At 40.0% G+C, this 18,277-nt stretch carries 21 protein-coding genes; all 21 read left to right on the plus strand.

Annotation, left to right across the window (positions count from 1 at the left end; translation table 11 throughout):
• Positions 1 to 209, plus strand: a 209-nt coding sequence (locus AC1DUA_RS06695; RefSeq protein WP_477498984.1) for a hypothetical protein, incomplete at its 5' end; no start/stop codon positions are given.
• Positions 210 to 222: 13 nt separating this feature from the next.
• On the plus strand, positions 223 to 429 hold the full coding sequence (locus AC1DUA_RS06700; protein WP_477498985.1) for a hypothetical protein: 207 nt from the start codon (positions 223 to 225) through the stop codon (positions 427 to 429).
• Positions 430 to 500: 71 nt separating this feature from the next.
• Positions 501 to 1,283, plus strand: a complete 783-nt coding sequence (locus AC1DUA_RS06705; RefSeq protein WP_477498986.1) for a hypothetical protein — start codon at positions 501 to 503, stop codon at positions 1,281 to 1,283.
• A complete protein-coding gene (locus AC1DUA_RS06710) occupies positions 1,283 to 1,552 on the plus strand; it encodes a PqqD family protein (RefSeq protein WP_477498987.1) in 270 nt (89 codons plus the stop codon). The genes AC1DUA_RS06705 and AC1DUA_RS06710 overlap by 1 nt, the downstream gene beginning before the upstream one ends.
• Positions 1,539 to 1,994 carry a signal peptidase I gene (locus tag AC1DUA_RS06715; protein ID WP_477498988.1) on the plus strand — a complete coding sequence of 152 codons (456 nt, stop codon included), beginning with the start codon at positions 1,539 to 1,541 and terminating at the stop codon, positions 1,992 to 1,994. Before AC1DUA_RS06710 ends, AC1DUA_RS06715 begins: the two co-directional genes overlap by 14 nt.
• Positions 1,995 to 2,016: 22 nt before the next feature.
• Positions 2,017 to 3,807, plus strand: a complete 1,791-nt coding sequence (locus AC1DUA_RS06720) for an ABC transporter ATP-binding protein (RefSeq protein ID WP_477498989.1) — start codon at positions 2,017 to 2,019, stop codon at positions 3,805 to 3,807.
• Complete coding sequence (locus AC1DUA_RS06725; protein WP_477498990.1) at positions 3,776 to 4,801, plus strand: nucleotidyltransferase family protein; 1,026 nt, start codon at positions 3,776 to 3,778, stop codon at positions 4,799 to 4,801. Before AC1DUA_RS06720 ends, AC1DUA_RS06725 begins: the two co-directional genes overlap by 32 nt.
• Before the next feature lie 195 nt (positions 4,802 to 4,996).
• A complete protein-coding gene (locus tag AC1DUA_RS06730; protein WP_477498991.1) occupies positions 4,997 to 6,943 on the plus strand; it encodes a lasso peptide isopeptide bond-forming cyclase in 1,947 nt (648 codons plus the stop codon).
• 16 nt (positions 6,944 to 6,959) lie between these two features.
• Positions 6,960 to 7,094 carry a paeninodin family lasso peptide gene (locus AC1DUA_RS06735; protein ID WP_477498992.1) on the plus strand — a complete coding sequence of 45 codons (135 nt, stop codon included), beginning with the start codon at positions 6,960 to 6,962 and terminating at the stop codon, positions 7,092 to 7,094.
• Between the two features lie 109 nt (positions 7,095 to 7,203).
• Positions 7,204 to 8,133: an aldolase gene (locus tag AC1DUA_RS06740; RefSeq protein WP_477498993.1), complete on the plus strand. Its 930-nt coding sequence runs from the start codon at positions 7,204 to 7,206 to the stop codon at positions 8,131 to 8,133.
• Between the two features lie 3 nt (positions 8,134 to 8,136).
• The gene (locus tag AC1DUA_RS06745) at positions 8,137 to 8,445 is read left to right on the plus strand and encodes a lasso peptide biosynthesis PqqD family chaperone (protein ID WP_477498994.1); all 309 of its coding nucleotides are present in this window, start codon (positions 8,137 to 8,139) and stop codon (positions 8,443 to 8,445) included.
• Positions 8,429 to 8,884 (plus strand): lasso peptide biosynthesis B2 protein, encoded by a 456-nt coding sequence (locus AC1DUA_RS06750; RefSeq protein WP_477499003.1) that lies wholly within the window; start codon positions 8,429 to 8,431, stop codon positions 8,882 to 8,884. Before AC1DUA_RS06745 ends, AC1DUA_RS06750 begins: the two co-directional genes overlap by 17 nt.
• A 24-nt stretch (positions 8,885 to 8,908) precedes the next feature.
• Positions 8,909 to 10,081: a nucleotidyltransferase domain-containing protein gene (locus AC1DUA_RS06755; protein WP_477499004.1), complete on the plus strand. Its 1,173-nt coding sequence runs from the start codon at positions 8,909 to 8,911 to the stop codon at positions 10,079 to 10,081.
• Positions 10,081 to 11,898, plus strand: coding sequence for an ABC transporter ATP-binding protein (locus AC1DUA_RS06760; RefSeq protein WP_477498995.1), 1,818 nt, complete (start codon positions 10,081 to 10,083; stop codon positions 11,896 to 11,898). The genes AC1DUA_RS06755 and AC1DUA_RS06760 overlap by 1 nt, the downstream gene beginning before the upstream one ends.
• 57 nt (positions 11,899 to 11,955) lie before the next feature.
• On the plus strand, positions 11,956 to 12,609 hold the full coding sequence (locus AC1DUA_RS06765) for a glycosyltransferase family 32 protein (protein ID WP_477498996.1): 654 nt from the start codon (positions 11,956 to 11,958) through the stop codon (positions 12,607 to 12,609).
• Positions 12,606 to 13,838 (plus strand): glycosyltransferase, encoded by a 1,233-nt coding sequence (locus AC1DUA_RS06770; protein ID WP_477498997.1) that lies wholly within the window; start codon positions 12,606 to 12,608, stop codon positions 13,836 to 13,838. The genes AC1DUA_RS06765 and AC1DUA_RS06770 overlap by 4 nt, the downstream gene beginning before the upstream one ends.
• Positions 13,835 to 14,947, plus strand: coding sequence for a polysaccharide pyruvyl transferase family protein (locus tag AC1DUA_RS06775; protein ID WP_477498998.1), 1,113 nt, complete (start codon positions 13,835 to 13,837; stop codon positions 14,945 to 14,947). Before AC1DUA_RS06770 ends, AC1DUA_RS06775 begins: the two co-directional genes overlap by 4 nt.
• A 17-nt stretch (positions 14,948 to 14,964) precedes the next feature.
• Positions 14,965 to 15,660: a glycosyltransferase family protein gene (locus AC1DUA_RS06780; protein WP_477498999.1), complete on the plus strand. Its 696-nt coding sequence runs from the start codon at positions 14,965 to 14,967 to the stop codon at positions 15,658 to 15,660.
• Positions 15,661 to 15,697: 37 nt separating this feature from the next.
• Positions 15,698 to 15,946 carry a glycosyltransferase gene (locus tag AC1DUA_RS06785; RefSeq protein ID WP_477499000.1) on the plus strand — a complete coding sequence of 83 codons (249 nt, stop codon included), beginning with the start codon at positions 15,698 to 15,700 and terminating at the stop codon, positions 15,944 to 15,946.
• Between the two features lie 19 nt (positions 15,947 to 15,965).
• Entirely contained in the window at positions 15,966 to 17,522 is a 1,557-nt protein-coding gene (locus tag AC1DUA_RS06790) for a lipopolysaccharide biosynthesis protein (RefSeq protein ID WP_477499001.1), read from the plus strand.
• A 36-nt stretch (positions 17,523 to 17,558) separates the two neighbouring features.
• The coding region (locus tag AC1DUA_RS06795; protein WP_477499002.1) for an acyltransferase family protein at positions 17,559 to 18,277 on the plus strand (719 nt) is incomplete at its 3' end.

An 18,277-nucleotide genomic window follows, 5' to 3' on the forward strand; every position in this document is an offset into this window, starting at 1 on the left:
AAATGAGGCTGGAGTTCGCCGATGCCAAAAACAGAATCATGGCTTCCAGGGTCTTATCCTTTACAGGCGATAATAAGCTGGTTAGCGGAGCACAAACCTTCGATTTTAACTCGGACCGATTGGAAAATACCGTCTATCTTCGGTTATATGAAATTATTGATACGCCATTTGGTGAGGCAAGGCGCCTTATCCAAACTGTGAAACGATAGGAGAGCAGATGCGATGAAAGATGAAACGAAGAAGGAACCGAAATTGTATACCCGTCCAATGGTTCTAAGTCAACAGCCAGTTCGCTTTGAGACAGCGCAGAGCTGGAATAAAGGACATGGCAATCAGAATCACCCTGGCAAAGGGAATGGGGGCATTAATTATCCAAACCCTCCGTATAATGGACCACAAAATGGCAATGGAAATGGCAAGCCTAAGTGAAACGTTTCGAAGAGGTTAACGGCGAACTGCCGTTGACCTCGAATTTCAATAAAGTCCCAAGGGGATGTACAATGACGCGTATTCACACAACGATTGGGGAGCATCTTATTCAAATCATTTGCGACTCCGACAAGATGACAAACTGGATTAGGCGGAATTTCCCAGTGATAGAGACGAGCAACACTAAGCCTGATCTCTTCATTAAACTTACAGCGGGATATGGGACTCCGTTCGTTGACTATCACGTGGACATTTCCAAAGAATCACATAAGCTCTCCTTCCAAAGGGCCGATTATTTGATCGAGACTAGTTTGAATTATCGTGACTCTAACATTTCTGTACATAATGAGCTGGCGTTGAAACATGCGCTGATGAATCTATATAGCTCCTATCTGGTTTACCATCAGTGGGGACTATTGATTCACTCATCATGTGTGATAGAAAAGGGCAAAGCCTATCTGTTTGCAGGTCACTCGGGAGCGGGCAAGTCTACTGCAGCTAAGTTGTCGCATCCCCGGGAACTACTTTCTGATGAGGCAACTATTATTAAAATCACTCCTGGACAGATTACCGTCTATGATTCTCCATTTCGTAGTGAGCTGGTAAGAACAGGCGCAAGTGAGACTAGTCCATTAACAAACATCTATTTATTGCATCAGGCAATGGATAATCACATCGTTCCACTGAACAAATCGAACAGCCTTCTTTTTCTTATGAATAAAGTGTTCTATTGGTCTCACAGTTTGGATGAAACAAGGAATATTTTCCGACTCTTGCAGCATGTAGTCCACTCGGTTTCGACTTCTGAGCTGCATTTTCAAAAAAATGAAACATTTTGGGAGTTGATATCCTAATGATCAGATACCTTCGGATGAATGATTATGAGTCTATTCAGTTGGAGATGGAATGTATTATTTTGAATACGGATGAGTTTACTTTGACGAAGTTAAATGAAATAGGCGGATACTGCTGGTCATTGCTTGGCGTAGCACAGACAGTAAGCTCCATAAGCGAAGCGGTTCGTGAGGAGTACGCATCTGTTGGCGATAGCGTTGAAGAGGATATTGAAGCCTTTTTGACGGAAATGATAGGGCGAGGTTTGGTCCAATATGCAGTTTCCTAAAGAATCCATTCAACTTCTTATTCGTGTGATGTCCAGGAGGGGCTGGATTGAACTTCCGGCACGAGGAACGAGTATGTATCCTTTTATTAAAAAAGGGGATGTTTGCCGTTTCATCGTTACGAACACTGATAACATCAAGAAAGGCGATATCCTTCTATTTCGTACATTAGGCGGAAACTTGGTTGCCCACCGGTATTGCCGGATGGTCACTAGGAATCAGCAGCTGTATTATCTTTGTAAGGGTGATACCAATTTAAAACATGACGAAGCTATCGGGCTGGATCAAATGATTGGGAAACTAACTTGGATTGAGCGAAATAGGCGGATCATCCATACGACCGATCGGTTTGCTAATATTTGGGGACGAATCGTTCTGAAATTTCCAATGATAGCGTTATTATTAAGATTTTATCTAAATCGAAAAGAAAATGTTCAAGTCTAGATTGCAGTGGAGTGTCGTGGGTATGATTGGCATGTTGACAATAAAAGATGTTCGCACGACCTACTCCCTATTGAAGCCTTACATGATTGCGCATCGTAAGGCATACATGGGGCTATTCCTCTTGTTATTCGTGGAGATCGCCTTAACGCTATCATTCTCATGGTTCTTTGGAAATCTCACGGATGCGGCCATTCATAGCAATTTTGGACGTATGAAATGGTTGGTACCCTTGGGCGGTTTTCTTGTAGTTGTGAGTATTACATCGACCTATTTGACTACACTGTGGGAGACCATCGCAACAAATGGGGTGAAAAGAGACTTCTCTGCTGATGTATTCAAACATATCATGCAGCTGCCTGGAAAACATATCGATGATAAGCATTCCGGGGATCTACTTTCGCATTTTACCAATGATATTCATAACCTTGATGGGATTATTGGCAGCAGCCTGATTAATTTGATTAAATTACCGTTCATCTATATGGCTGTTTTCATTTATTTGCTCCAAATCAGTTGGAAACTAGCGCTCGTATGCGTATTTGTGGCACCTATTGCGATGGTTTCCGGTGTTATTTTTGGCGTCATGCTCCGAAAAAATAACCGGTTGATTCAGGATTTGGTGGCGCGAATGAACGTGCTGCTGAATGAAACGTTCAGCGGATTATTCGTTATCCGTTCTTTCCTATTGGAAAAGGTCATTTTCGCCAAATATGTAAGTAGAAATCAGGAGTTATATGCACTAGAGCTGCGTAATGCCAAATTGCGTGGATGGTTTTATGTGGGGAGCMAAGCGGCTGCTTCCGTCACATTTCTGATAAGTCTATGTTTGGGTTCCTACTACGTCTCTGATGGCATTCTAACCGTAGGCGCATTATTAACCTTCATCAATCTTGTTAACCATTTGGTATATCCGCTGACAGAGCTGGCAGGGCAATGGGCAGGCCTTCAAAAATCTGTTTCCGCCATGGAAAGAATATTTAAGATCCTGGAGATAGAGCTTGAATCCGTCAGTTTACCTGAGGCGATTCGCTATAAGCCTACATTGTCAGCCATACAATTTAAAGATATCTCGTTTAGTTATGATGGGCTTAAGCCTATTTTTGATCAATTCAATTTGCAAATTCCAGCCGGAAAGGTCGTCGCTATTGTTGGTTTAAGCGGGGCAGGAAAAACTACTTTGTTTCATATGCTTCAGGGTTTTTATTTGCCGCAAGCAGGTACCATCACAATCAATGGTCATTCGACTGCTGCACTGACAGTTTCTGAACAGAGAAGTTTATTCGCTCATGTTTCTCAAGAAACCGTGTTGTTCAGCGGTACGGTGAGAGAGAATCTGCAGCTGGCCAGACCTGGCATCACAGATGCCCAGATGATACAGGCGGCGTCCATAGCAGGAATACATACCTTCATTACATCTCTTCCGGGTGGTTATGATACCGAGATTGGGGAGAGAGGCTCCAGGTTTTCCGGTGGGCAACGGCAGCGCATGGCTATTGCACGTGCCTTGTTAAAGGATGCACCGATTCTATTGCTGGATGAAGGGACATCAGCGTTGGATAGTGAGACAGAGTATCATGTGCAAAAGTCGATGGAAAGGCTGCTGTATAATCGCACCACGTTAGTCATTGCTCATCGGTTATCGACCATACAAAATGCTGATCTTATTGTTGTCATGGATGAAGGAAAGATCGTGCAAATGGGCCGTCATGAAGAGATTATGAGGCAGGAAGGGTTGTATCGTCGATTATACCGGTTGCAATCGGAGAAAGGAGCTTCAAGTGATGATCATTCCTTTGATACACGCGTTGTATGATCCGCGGGCTCCTTTCCCTGAGGAGGCTGCCTTTTATGAAAAAGCGCTAGAGGATATTGTGTATTTTGGCGTAGCTTCCCAGGTTTATTATTTAATCAAACAGCAAGGCAGATGGTCTCAAGTTCCGCTCTTTTTTCAAGAACGATTGCAACTAGACTATGACGAGACGTTATATCTCAATATTTTTATGAAAAGTCAAACGGACCGTCTGCTTAAGAAATTCGATGAGTGGGCTATTTCTGTGATTCCGCTTAAAGGTGTCTATTTTGCTGAGAAATATTTTGGTCACCTTGGAGCTAGAGGGACAACGGATATCGATGTGTTGGTGCAGAAGCATGATTTGGAGCGGGCCGTTCAGTGTGTGAAGTCGCTTGGTTATACAATCGAACAAGCGTGCACAACGTCGCACTTCCACTGGAGCTTATCTAAATCGCTGCCGCATTGTTCAGTTCCGCTCACGGTTGAACTTCATTGGGATTTATTAATTGAGAAAACGTCGAATTTGAAAATGGACGAATTCTGGGGAGAAGCGGCGCCGGTGGCATCCTTCCAATATGTTAAGGAGCTGTCTGTGTACCATTCCTTTTACATGATTTGTCTACATGGCTGGAGTCATTATATGAATTCACCGAAATATTTTATAGATATCATCCAAATTCTCCATGCACGGCAAGATCAGATTGACTATATTCGGTTATTAGAGGATGCCGCTTCACATAAAACGCTAAGAAGAATGATACGAACATTGCTTATCGTCTATCGTTATTTTCCTCATCTATCGAAGATCAAGGAATTGCCCTTGCCGTTCCGAAGTAAAATCAACTTTTACAGGGAGCATAGGGTAGGCAAAAGTCGAAATTTTAGGCAATTTGTAAGTAAAGTTTATAATAAGTTTTTTAATTTTGATTCCCTTGAACATTCATGGACTGCACTCGTTCACTTCATATGCAACCTAGGAAAAATGGTGTTTTCCAGTGAAATGAAAAAGTTTTAGTTAGCAGTTGACAGTAAAGAAGTAAGATGATATCCTGAAATTGTTCTCGATAAAGAACGACAAGTGGTCAAATAAATGAAAACTAAGTCGGGTTAGTGAACAAGTAGTAATAGGCATAAGTTCATTCGCTTGTTCTTTAAAAAGAACGACAAACCAGTGTAGTAGCAATTAACTAATCGTACTGTGGGGTAGAAAATGAGTGCCATAGCCGGGATATTCCATTATGACCAAGAACCCATAAATATGGAACATGGTCATCGTATGATGTTCGATTTAGAGAAATATCCAGCTGACGATGTTCAGATATGGCACCATGAGAAGATCTTCCTGGGCTCTCATGCACAGTGGATCACGCCAGAGTCGATAGGTGAGCGATTACCTTACTATGATCCGAATAGGAAGCTGGCTATAACAGCTGATGCGATCATAGATAACCGAGATGAATTATTTGAGAAACTTCAAATAGAGCGAGAACGGAGAGCGGGGATACCTGACAGTGAGCTGATTTTACTGGCCTATCACAAGTGGGATGACGATGCTCCGAAGCATTTGATTGGCGACTTCGCCTTTATGATCTGGGATGAGAGGAAGCACAAGCTGTTTGGAGCCAGGGACTTTTCGGGAAGCCGAACACTTTACTTTCACTCTAATGCAAAGGGCTTTGCGTTTTGYACGGTCATTGAGCCTTTGCTGGCGTTACCCTATGTGAAGAAGGAACTTAACGAACAATGGCTAGCGGAATATTTGGCCATATCTGCTGTGGTTGAAGCGGTTGATGCATCTCTAACGCCGTATCAACATATTGAACAAGTGCTACCATCTCATAGTATTTCGATTGTCGGCGGGCAAATAAAGCATGCTAGATATTGCACGCTAACTGCGGGAGAACGGTTAAAACTGAAGTCAAATGATGAGTACGTAGAAGCTTTCCAAGATGTCTTTCGAACATCTGTCCAATCACGTCTGAGGACTAACCGTGGCGTTGGAGCTCAATTGAGCGGAGGATTAGATTCTGGCTCCATTGTCAGTTTTGCTGCTAATGCTCTAAGCAAGAATGCCAAACGATTGCATACATTCAGCTACATCCCTCCCAATGATTTTAAAGATTACACACCCAGGCATTTAATGGCCGATGAAAGGCCCTTTATTCATTCGACCGTACAGCATGTGGGAGGAATTAACGATCATTACTTAGATCTTGAGGGTAGAAACTCGTACACAGAAATTGATGATTTTCTGGATATAACGGAACTTCCATATAAATATTTTGAGAATTCATTTTGGATTAAAGGGATATTTGAGAAAGCGCAAGAGGAAGGAATTGGCGTGTTGTTAAGCGGCGCGCGAGGGAACTTGAGCATATCCTGGGGATCCGCTTATGAGCATTACGCCCTTCTTTTAAGAAAAATGAAGTGGTTTCGTCTTGTACAAGAACTGCATCACTATAGTAGTAAAGTGGGAGGCTCAAGACTGCGGAGGCTTCCGGAAGTGGCAAGAGTAGCCTTTCCATTCATCGACCGAATATTTCCATTAGAGGATAAACCTTATATATTTCCGAGAATCATTAATCAGAATTTAGCTAAAAGAACGAATGTGTTTAATAGACTCAAAGACTACGGTATAGACGAAACAGGATGGTTTTCCTCCAGTACTAATCTACATGAACTAAGGAGAATGCACTTCAAGGATGTATTCCACTGGAATACAACAAACACTCTAATGACTAAATTGTCATTACGCTATTCATTATGGCAGCGTGATCCAACCAACGATTTACGTGTGATCAGGTTTTGCCTTTCTGTACCCGAAGAACAATATGTACAGGACGGGGTGGATCGAGCGCTTATCCGAAGATCTACTGAAAAATTATTACCGGACAAGGTTAGGCTAAACCGTCATTATCGAGGCGTTCAAGGTGCTGATTGGGTCCATCGGATGATTCCGCATTGGGATACATTTAAAGCTGAGCTGAAACAGCTTAGTAAGGATGAACGTATCCTGGGCTATTTGGATGGTGAAGTTTTGAAGGCTGCGTTAATCAAAGCGGAGGCAGGGGCTATACCGGAAAATGCGACTGATGCCGACTATAAGATTTTAATGCGCAGTCTAATCTTATACCGTTATATGAAAAAATTTGCTTGAAAGGAGGTGAATATCTATGAAAAAAGAATGGCAAAAACCGGAATTAGAAGTGTTGAATGTAAACATGACAATGCTTGATCCTAAAAACGGGAATCACCTCGATCATACTTATCCGACAGGAACACCGAAAGACCAATTAACATGGAGCTAAGATTGATTTAGCTTAAAAACTAACTAGATTTCTTACATATGTTAAAGCCCTTATACATCAAGACAGTATAGGGGCTTTAACATAATCATGGTAACAATGGAGTGAAATAATGTTAGAAATCAAACAAAAACTTATCTATAGAGCCTTCGGGTTAACAATATCAAGCGATATGGAATTGCCAGAATTAATCAAAGTGAGCGAGCTGCAAGAAGTAGCGGATATTGAAATTTTGATTGACACGGATCTCACGCCATTATACTTTGAGTTATCCGAAGATCCCAATCAATTTCTAGTTAAAGAGAATTTAACGATGTTTCATATCCCTGATATGGCTACCTTCTCTATCCAGGATGGAAAGAGGATCACGGTTTCACCGATGAAGGAAGCAGAAGAAGGTGAGATTCGGCTTCTTGTTCTTGGAACATGCATGGGTGCCATCTTGATGCAGAGAAAGATATTTCCTCTGCATGGAAGTGCTTTAGCAATCAATGGTAAGGCTTACGCGATTGTTGGGGATTCCGGAGCGGGGAAGTCGACGCTAGCTTCAGCGTTCATTAATCAAGGATATCAGCTTCTGAGTGATGATGTGATAGCAATCACCTTGTCACATGATAACATTCCGTACGTAACGCCATCCTATCCACAACAGAAGCTTTGGCAGGATAGTCTTACCAAGTTTGGATTGGAGTCCAGCAACTATCAGTCTTTATATGGCAGGGTGGATAAATATTATATCCCGGTATCCACGAGCTACTGTACGGAATCCTTGCCCCTTGCCGGCGTGATTGAACTAGTGAAAACAGAAAATGAAGAGATAGAAATCCGTCTCATTGAAAAACTCGACCGTTTCTATCCCCTATTTTATCATACCTATCGCAATTTCTTTATTCCGGGTCTGGGATTAGTTGAGTGGCACTTTCAAACATCTGCGAGCATTCTGCATCACATTCATATGTTTCAATTAAGTCGACCAGTATCCGGCTTTACGGCTCCTCAATTGGTTTCGACCATCCTGGAAACATTAAATTTGGGGGAATAAACCATGATTAATAATGAAACAATTTCACTGCAGGATTGTGTATGTCAAGGAAAAGGGAACATCGTCAGCGATATGGGCGGTGAAAAAGTCATGCTAAGTGTTCAGAATGGAAAGTATTACAATCTAGGAGAAATTGGCGGTAAAATATGGGATTCTATTGAAAATCCTATTCCCATTGAGCAGTTAGTTACAACGTTAATGCTTGAATATGATGTGGGCCAAAACGAGTGCGAACAGCATGTGATATCCTTTCTAGCACATATGGCAGGAGAAGGTTTGGTTCAAATTGGAGCCGATGGGCATCGTGAATAAAGTAAGAAGTTTCTTCTCATTGGATACGAAAACAATGCTTTTATTTATAGAAGCTTATATTTATTTGGGGTGGGCACGTTTGCTACTCTTTATTCCTTTTTCCAAGGTCGCACCTTCTTTAGGTGCTCAGATGGAGGAAACAACGAATAACCAAATCTTACCTAACAATGTCACATTGAGCAGAGTTCACGATGCGATTCAGATTATGAGTCGACATACGTTCTGGGAAAGTAAATGTTTGGTTAGGGCTATAGCCGCTTTAAAAATGCTTGAAAAGCGTCAAATTGAAAGCACACTGTATCTTGGGACCGGTAGAGACGAGTCTGGTAAAATGGTAGCTCACGCGTGGCTCCGCAGCGGTCCCTATTATATTACCGGTGCAGATGGCATGGAACGTTACGCTGTTGTTGGTAAATTTGCTAAATATATCAGTCGGTAGATAATGAAGGAGCAGATTAAAATGATGGACAATAATGTTCGTTTGGATTCGGCGCCTTTTTCTGATGAATTGAATTTATTGCTATCTATCATGAGGAAAGATCAGGTAGAAATAACGGATATCGATTGGGATAAATTCCTAGCACTCGGAAGACATCATCGGGTTTACTCCATTCTTTTTAACCATCTTAGGAGAACAGATGAAGTGGGGATTCCACTGAGAGTCAAGCAAGCTCTGAAAAAAGACTATGAAAGCAACACCTTCGATATGCTGCGCTTGAGCGCACAGATGGAAGAACTTTGTAAGCAGTTCTCCAAAACGGATATCCGCGCTATCGTCTTGAAGGGACCCGTTCTTGCAGCTGATCTTTATGGCGATGTATCCCTTCGAACATCACGTGACTTAGACATCCTGATTCCAATGCAAGATATAAACAAAGCAGAGGAATTGCTTAAAGGAAGCGGCTATGTGAAGGAAGAGGAGTACAAGACTATATTGAATGATTGGAAATGGAGACATCATCATGTCACCTATATTCACGAAATAACGGGAGTTACCCTCGAAATGCATTGGAGATTAGGTCCAGGTCCTAGAAAAGAGCCCACTTTCGATGAATTGTGGGAACGGAAGCGGATAAGCACGATTACGAGTAATCCTGTCTATTATTTAGGGAGAGAGGATTTATTTCTATTTCTTGCTGCGCATGGGGCTCGCCATGGATGGTCACGACTTCGCTGGTTGGCCGATATCGATCGGATTTCCAGACAAAACATAGACTTCCCTAAGCTTTATAAGCTACTGAAGGAATTCAGGCTGCTCCACATTGGTGCACAAGYGCTTATTTTGGCTAAACAGCTTCTGCATACTCCGTTAACAAGGGATCTGGAATCAATTACTGCATCCAAGAATGCTAAACAATTAGCAAATGATGCCCTATTCTATATTCGGCAAATGATTAATCTTCATACGCCTCCTTTACCGGAGCATGTGGCTAATTATCATAAGCGTCATTTATTTTCACTGATGCCGATTCCACATAAGATACTTTTCGTCATGAGCTTCTTATATCCATACCCGGAAGATGCCGAGACACTGCCGTTGCCTAAACGGTTGCAGTTCCTCTACTTCCCTTTACGTCCTGTTTTATGGGCATGGAGAAAAACATTGAAGCGTAACTTGCCACAGGGAGAAGTGTAATGGAACATCTCTTTTATTTTATCAAACAGCTGYATGGCTACGCGGGTAAAATTTTGTACGTGAACCTTCTGGCAATGATGCTTATCAGCTTCCTTGACGGCATGGGGATATTCTTACTGCTCCCATTGCTCGGCATCAGCGGTATCATGGACATAAATACGGGATGGAGCTCCCATCTAGGTATTATTAAATTATTGAATGAACTTCCAAAGTCAGTATCGCTGATCATCATCGTAGGTGCGTATATTGTACTAATAACAGGTCAAAGTTTGATTCAGCGGAATCTTAACCTTAGAGATATCAAAATCCATACCGGATTTATTAGTCACGTAAGATTAGAGACATATAACGCCTTACTTCAAGCGAACTGGGATTTTTTCATTAAGAAAAGAAAATCGGATCTCATTAATTCGTTGACTGGGGAGTTAGGGCATGTAACAACAGGCTCTTATGTGTTTATGCAGTTCTTGACATCCATTATCTTTACTTTGATCCAAGTGGGGATTGCCTTATGGTTATCCGTTAAATTGACAGTCTTTGTCCTATGCTGCGGACTAGTCGTATCATTCTTTTCTCGTACTTTTATAAAAAAGGCAAACAAGATTGGAAATCAGTCTTTGGAGATCGGGAGAAGCTATATTGGCGGAATCACGGATCACTTCAATGGAATCAAGGACATTAAAAGCAATATGCTGGAGGAGTCACGCCGTAACTGGATGATAGATTGGTGTCAACAATTCGCCCGGGAGCGATTCGAAGCGGCAAAAATTAGTGCAAATTCACAGCTGTACTACAAGATTTCGTCATCACTAATCATAGCCGTTTTTATTTACGCTTCCGTCATGCTCTTCCATACACAAGGACAGCAGCTGATGTTAATTATTCTTGTGTTTTTTAGACTTTGGCCTCGATTTCAAGGTGTTCAGACGAATCTCGAACAAATCGCCACGGCAATTCCTGCTTTTAAATCTTTGAAGGCTTTGCAAAATGAATGTAGAGCATCCAGGGAAGTTAAAGATGAGAGCCGTGACTTTAATTATGTGAAACCAATTCATATTGAGCAATACCTCGAATGCCGTGATGTGTCTTTTCGTTATAATCGCAATGAAGAGGTACATTCACTCCAAGATATTAACTTACGAATTCACTCCAATCAAATGACAGCAGTCGTCGGTAGATCCGGCGCAGGCAAAAGTACCTTAATCGATATCCTTATGGGATTGCTGCAGCCGGAGAAAGGGCAGGTTCTTGTGGATGGAGTTCCCCTCACAGGAACGAATTTATTATCTTTGAGAAAATCGATCAGTTATGTCCCCCAGGATCCGTTCCTTTTTAATGGAAATATACGTGAGAACCTGCTAATGATCGCTCCAGATGCAACAGAGGAGCAACTCTGGGATGCCTTAGAATTCGCCGCATCAGCCGAATTTGTCAGAAAGCTTCCTCAAGGGCTCGATACACTCATTGGAGACAGAGGCATCCGATTGTCGGGTGGAGAAAGACAACGACTTGTATTAGCGCGAGCCATTTTACGCAAGCCTTCAATCCTGATTTTGGATGAGGCAACGAGTTCGTTAGACACGGAGAATGAGACGAAGATTCAAGAAGCGCTGGATCGGCTTCAAGGCAAGCTAACCATTATTGTCATCGCTCATCGATTGTCAACGATACGAAATGCTAATCAGGTTATTGTAATGGATCAAGGTACAATCGTTCAAAGTGGTGGATTTAACAAATTAGCAGAAGAAAAAAACGGGTTGTTTGCAAAATTCTTAGGGAATCAATTGACAGACTTGCAAACGACGGCTGCGACGTAAATCTAAATTTAATAATCCGGATCATTGACATGTTCTTTATTAAGAACTACAATTGAAATGGAAGACAAGGCGTCGTACAATTCCCCTCATAGCGAGTGGAATGAAATCAACTTTGATGTCAATAGAAATACCTATGTGAAGCAAGCTTATGAAGCGGGCAAATTTGCGTTCGTTAGCGACTATGCGAGGGTGTTTGCGCTATATCACTTTGGAGGCATTTACTTAGACACTGATGTCGAAGTGTTCAAATCCTTTGACGACCTACTGCACCATGAGTCATTCTGGGGGTTTGAGCAGGAGAACTTTATTGCAACGAGTACGATCGGGGCTGCGAAAGAAAATAAACTGATCCAAGTTTTCATGGATTCCTATCAGCATAAGAACTTCATACGGGAAGATGGCTCCTTCGATTCGTTAACCAATGTTGCCTTGATAACGGAGATATTAGGAGACTGGGGAGTTAAGCCCAATGGTCTCTATCAAGACATAGAGGGAGTCGGAACCTTTTATCCGCAAACATATTTTTCACCTTATGATTACATTAACTGCAGGACATTTATGTCTAGTAATACTTATGCCATGCATCATTTTTATAAGAGCTGGTTGCCAGCTAGGGCGCGGTTTAAAGGTCAGGTGAAATGGGTGYTGGCTAAAGTAATTGGTGGCAACAATATTGCAAGAATGAGGGAAGCTCTCAGGAGGATCCAATGAAGAATATATTAATTGCATCCTTTGATATGGAAGTAGGGGGAGTAGAGAGAAGTCTGGTCAGCATGCTTGATCAGTTCGACTATAACTCGCATGAGATTAATTTAATGCTCTATAAACATCAAGGTGAGTTTATGAATTTAATTAATGATAAAACCAATTTATTAAGTGAGGTCCCGCAGTACACCACTTTTAGAAAATCAATTGGAGAGACCTTCCAGGATAGACATTACGCTATCGGAATCTCAAGAGTCTTATCCAAGTTGCAAACGGAGATTTTTCGGCGGATCAGACGGGTAGCCGAGCCGGGATATTACCAAATGCAATTGATGTGGAAGTATGCGCTGCCCTATTTACCTCAGATTGAGAAAGAGTATGACGTGGCAATCAGTTATCTATGGCCTCATTATTGTATAGCTCATAAGATTAAGGCAAAGAAGAAGATAGCCTGGATTCATACCGATTACTCCAATGTAGAAACACACGTACAGATGGATCTGGAAATGTGGAGAGAGTTTGATCACATTGTAGCCGTTTCGGATGCATGTAAGGAATCATTTTTATCCAAGTATGGGGAATTAGAAAATAAGGTAATCGTTATAGAAAACATTACCTCTCCAGATTTTATTAAAATTATGGCTGATAAAGAATCAGCTGAACCAATGGTGAATGATAATAGATTTAAATTAATGACTGTAGCTAGACTATCACATGCCAAAGGAATTGATAATGCTGTTAAGGCTTTAAAATTGTTAAAAGAAAAAGGCTACGAGGACATTGTGTGGTATGTAGTTGGATACGGTGGGGATGAGACAGTCATTAGAGAGCTAATCGTTAGTAATGGGTTAGAGGAACAATTCATCCTATTAGGCAAGAAAATAAATCCATATCCATACATAAAAATGTGTGATCTTTATGTTCAACCATCAAGGTATGAAGGCAAAGCAGTGACAGTCACAGAGGCGAAAATATTGGGTAAGCCAATAATGATTACTAATTATCCAACTGCGAGCAGTCAAATTGAGGATGGGGTAGAGGGAATAATTTGTGGGTTAAGTGTTGAAGGAATCGCAGATGGAATAGAGAGGTTGCTTTTAGATAGTGAGTTAAGAGCTGACTTCGCTAACAACTGCTTGCGAATGGACTATAGCAATAATGATGAATTGAATAAACTATACAACATAGTGCATGCTCCGGAGCAGAACTATGTCATGAAGGAAGGGACAGTATGAAGGTTTGTACAATTACTTGCCATGATGTTTATAATCATGGTGCTTCGTTGCAGGCTTATGGGTTATTGAAGTATCTAAAAAATAGTGGGCATGAGGCAGAGATTATTGATTATAAACCTGATTATTTAAGTAATCATTATAATTTATGGAGCGTAGATAACCCTAGATGGAAGAAAAACCTTGTTACCAAGTATCTTTACATAACTTTGAAGATACCAGGAAGATTACGAGAACGCGCTAGGAAAAAAGCATTCGATAAATTTAAAGCTGAGTATTTACGAATTACAGCGATGAAATATGAGTCAAACGAGGAATTAAAGAACAACACACCTTACGCGGATGCCTACATATGTGGCAGTGATCAAATTTGGAATTGCCTACATAAAAATGGTAAGGATCCTGCGTTTTACTTAGATTTTGTTCCAGACCAGAAAATAAAGGCATCTTATGCTGCGAGCTTCGCCACAGATACCATCTCGTCCGAATATCAGCCGGTTGTTAAAGCAAGAGTTGAGAAGTTGGACGCTGTCGGTGTGAGAGAAAAAAGTGGTGTTGAAATCCTAAACAAGTTGAACATCCAGAAGGCAAACCATGTTGTTGATCCTGTGTTCCTGCTAGATAAGAATGATTGGAACGGCATGTGCAAAAGGGAGTTCCAGGAAAAATACATACTCATCTACGATTTTGATAACAGCAGCCTTATTAAGAAATTAGCCTTAGAAATTGCGAAGGCAAAAGGTTATAAGATTTACACGATATATTCAGGTAAGCTCAAATATGCAGATAAGTATTTTACATTAGATGGACCTGAGACTTTTGTATCCCTTGTTAGAGACGCGCAGTTTGTTATATCGAACTCGTTTCATGCGGCTGTTTTCTCGGTTCTTTATGAGAAAATGTTCGTTATTGTGAACAGAAATGAAGCAATAAATACAAGAATGAGAGATCTGTTAGACGATTTACAGTTAGAAGATAGACTCGTAGATGAAAATTACAACCTAGAGAAGGTACTAGCGGTAATTGATTATAAAGAGAGCAATGAAATTTTACATGAGAAGATTAGACTTTCCAAAAAATATTTACAGGATGTGCTTTCCATTCAGAAATAAAGTGAGAGGACTCATGTATGAAAAAAATACTTTTTGTCATTGATTCCTTGCACAGCGGGGGAGCTGAAAAAAGCTTATTATCCTTACTTTCTTTATTTGATTATGAGAAATATCAAGTTGATTTACTTTTGTTTTCACAAGGGGGGTTGTATCTCCCGTTACTCCCTAAAGAAGTAAATGTATTGGATGTTCCGTCCTTTCTCCAGAGGCAGGGTAACGGAATTAAAAATTTAATCATGAATAGAAAATTTAAAGAGTTGTATTTAAGGTTTAGAGGGTCAATAGCGCTTAGAAATCCATACAAAATTAGAAATATGYATGGTGCACAAATTAGCTGGGACTGGACATCTAGGGGAATCGATAATTTAGCAGAAAAATATGATGTAGCGATCGCCTACAGTCAAGGTACACCAACCTACTATGTAGCGGAGAAGGTTCATGCAAACAAAAAAATTTGTTGGGTTAATACAGATTATAAAATTGCTTCGTACAATAAGAACTTTGATCTCGAGTACTATGAACATTTCGATTATGTTACTGCTGTATCAGAGTTAAACAAAGAGGTATTCATTCAAGAAATACCTATTGCAAAAGAGAAAATGAATGTTGTTTACGATATTATTTCACCGAATTTAGTCACATCGATGGCTAAGGAGCAAGGCGGTTTCACAGATGAGTATAAGGGCATACGCATCTTAACTATTGGAAGATGACATCTATGTCCAGCCATCCAGATTTGAGGGTTTTGGTTTGGCTATTGCTGAAGCCAAAATATTAGAGCGACCTGTTGTTGCAACAAATTTCACAGTTATTCATGGTCAAATTAAGAATGGTGAGAATGGATTAATCGTCAATATGAACTCTGAGGACCTGTATGAGGGCATATGTAAACTAGCAGCTGACAGCAGCTTAAGGGAGCATATTCGCGGGAATTTAAGGAACGAAAGTATTGGTACAGAAGACGAAATAAATAAAGTGTACGCTATGATTGAGTCATAACAAAGATGGTGAGCGAAGTATGAGAGTACGTAAGGCAAGTATAAACGTTATCGTAAATTTATTAACCTTCATGCTAGGTATGTTGCCCTCGTTTATTGTGAGAAAAGCATTCTTGGACTCACTGGGGAATGAATTGTTAGGACTAACCTCGTTGTATACCAATATTATTGGTTTACTCTCCATTGTTGAACTTGGTATCGGAAGTGCAATTATTTATTCCTTATATAAACCTTTTGCGGAAAACCACCGGGTAAAGGTCAAGGGGTATTTGCAATTTTACTCTAAATTCTATAACGCAGTTGGATTTATCATTTTAGTACTTGGTGGAATGCTCTCCTTCTTTTTGCACTATTTCATTAAGGATCAAATTAACATCTTGGATGCGCAGCTTTATTTTCTATTATTTTTAATAAATACGATAATAAGTTACTTTTTTTCTTATAAAATATGCATTCTAAATGTGGCACAAGATGGATATAAGGTTGCAATAGGCACTACAGCAAGCAAACTATTATTGTCTTTCTTGCAATTGGCAATGTTGAAAATGTACCCGAGCTTATATGTTTTTTTAATTATTCAGATCGTTGTTAGTTTACTCTATTTCTTATGCATGAATTTATACATTAAGATTAAATATCCATGGATTAATCAGACAGAAGGCAGGATTAATACAGAAGAAAGAACTTCGTTAATTAAAAATGTTAAAGCTCTATTTATACATAAAATTGGCGGTATTTTAGTTTTAGGTACAAGTAATATAGTGATATCTGCTTTTATCAATCTTACGGTAGTGGGCATATTCAATAGCTATAGCATGATTCTTGGTGCTGCTCAAGGGCTGATTTCCAGCTCGCTTTCTGGTGTTTCAGCAAGTGTTGGCAACTTATTGGTGGATGGAGATAAAGGGACGATATATAAAGTTCACAAAAGGCTATTTTTCTTAAGTTTCTGGCTAGTCTCTTTGGCAACTATTTCACTGCTTAATACGATTGAGCAATTCGTATTGCTGTGGTTAGGAGACGGTCAAGTACTTGATCACCTGAGCATTATCTTACTAGTAATAAATTTCTATTTCTTTTTGATGCGAGGGTCTGTTGAACGTTTTAAAGAAGGTGGAGGAATCTACGTTCAAGATCGATATGCACCTTTAGCAGAGGCTGCTATAAATTTAAGCGCGTCGATTATTTTTGTTAAGTTATTTGGGTTGCCTGGGGTGCTTTTAGGGACATTATTAAGCAATGTGACCGTTATATTTTGGGTGAAACCGAAAATGGTCTATAAGTATATTTTTAAAGTTAATTTAGTAGAATATTTCAAAATGTATATCAAATACTTGCTTATTGCTAGTATTCCATTAACTATAACTTACTTTGCAACATTGCCTTTGAGAGATACGAAAAGTATCTATGCACTTATGGGTAACTGCATAATCAATCTCATTCTTATTAATGTTATTTATTATTTGATATTTAGGAAGAATGAAGAATTTACTTATTTTAGAGGGTTGTTTGGAAAGCTTGTGGACGCATCTAAAATTAGAATTGTCGCCATGCGGATGAAACAGAAGGATTTTTAATACTAATTTTATTTCTCACTCACGGGGGTGAATAACATGACACTAGAGCTAAAGAGCAATAGCAGGTTTCCAGAATTAGATTTTATAAGAGCAATAGCTGTATTGGCAGTTATTGCTATTCATGTGACTAGTATTACCTTAACAAAGATGTCTCCGGGCCAGTTCACATTTATTTCAAGTGTCATTATAAATCAGCTGAGTCGCTTTTGTGTACCAGCATTTTTATTTGTTTCTGGTGTATTAGCCTTTCACAGCTACATGCGGAACAGCTATTTGCGATTAATTAAAGGAAAGATTAAAGATTTAATTGTTCCCTACGTAGCTTGGACTAGTTTGGGTTTAATCTTTTTCTTGTCTTATTCCAGCAATTACAAAGGTATTATTATGGTTTTTCTAACAGGTAATGGTCCCTTTTACCAGCTTTATTATATTCCCCTATTGTTTCAGATGTTTGTTTTCTTGCCATTGATAATAAAATTAGCAGGAAATAATAAAGTAGTAATCAGTTTACTAATTATAAACATTTTAATGTATGTGGGGTACCAAACGTTATTAGTAAAAGCGGTTTTACCCAAAGATTTAGTTGGATCCGCGAGTACAATCCTGCAATCCACATTTATTATTTGGCTGAGTTACTTTTGCATAGGCGTGTATGCAGCACAATATTATTCAAAGTTACTTGAATTTATAAAGTCAAAACCATTAGCTGTTTTTGTTGTTATCTATGCAGTGTCTGCTATCGCTTTAATCATGGA

The sequence above is a fragment of the Paenibacillus sp. 01T422 genome, assembly GCF_056398785.1.

Excerpts from the sequence above, each read along its gene's own strand:
- AC1DUA_RS06700 (WP_477498985.1), top strand. The coding sequence starts at position 223 with ATGAAAGATGAAACGAAGAAGGAACCGAAATTGTATACCCGTCCAATG.
- AC1DUA_RS06705 (WP_477498986.1), top strand. The coding sequence starts at position 501 with ATGACGCGTATTCACACAACGATTGGGGAGCATCTTATTCAAATCATT.
- AC1DUA_RS06710 (WP_477498987.1), top strand. The coding sequence starts at position 1,283 with ATGATCAGATACCTTCGGATGAATGATTATGAGTCTATTCAGTTGGAG.
- AC1DUA_RS06715 (WP_477498988.1), top strand. The coding sequence starts at position 1,539 with ATGCAGTTTCCTAAAGAATCCATTCAACTTCTTATTCGTGTGATGTCC.
- AC1DUA_RS06725 (WP_477498990.1), top strand. The coding sequence starts at position 3,776 with ATGATCATTCCTTTGATACACGCGTTGTATGATCCGCGGGCTCCTTTC.
- AC1DUA_RS06735 (WP_477498992.1), top strand. The coding sequence starts at position 6,960 with ATGAAAAAAGAATGGCAAAAACCGGAATTAGAAGTGTTGAATGTAAAC.
- AC1DUA_RS06740 (WP_477498993.1), top strand. The coding sequence starts at position 7,204 with ATGTTAGAAATCAAACAAAAACTTATCTATAGAGCCTTCGGGTTAACA.
- AC1DUA_RS06745 (WP_477498994.1), top strand. The coding sequence starts at position 8,137 with ATGATTAATAATGAAACAATTTCACTGCAGGATTGTGTATGTCAAGGA.
- AC1DUA_RS06750 (WP_477499003.1), top strand. The coding sequence starts at position 8,429 with ATGGGCATCGTGAATAAAGTAAGAAGTTTCTTCTCATTGGATACGAAA.
- AC1DUA_RS06770 (WP_477498997.1), top strand. The coding sequence starts at position 12,606 with ATGAAGAATATATTAATTGCATCCTTTGATATGGAAGTAGGGGGAGTA.
- AC1DUA_RS06775 (WP_477498998.1), top strand. The coding sequence starts at position 13,835 with ATGAAGGTTTGTACAATTACTTGCCATGATGTTTATAATCATGGTGCT.
- AC1DUA_RS06790 (WP_477499001.1), top strand. The coding sequence starts at position 15,966 with ATGAGAGTACGTAAGGCAAGTATAAACGTTATCGTAAATTTATTAACC.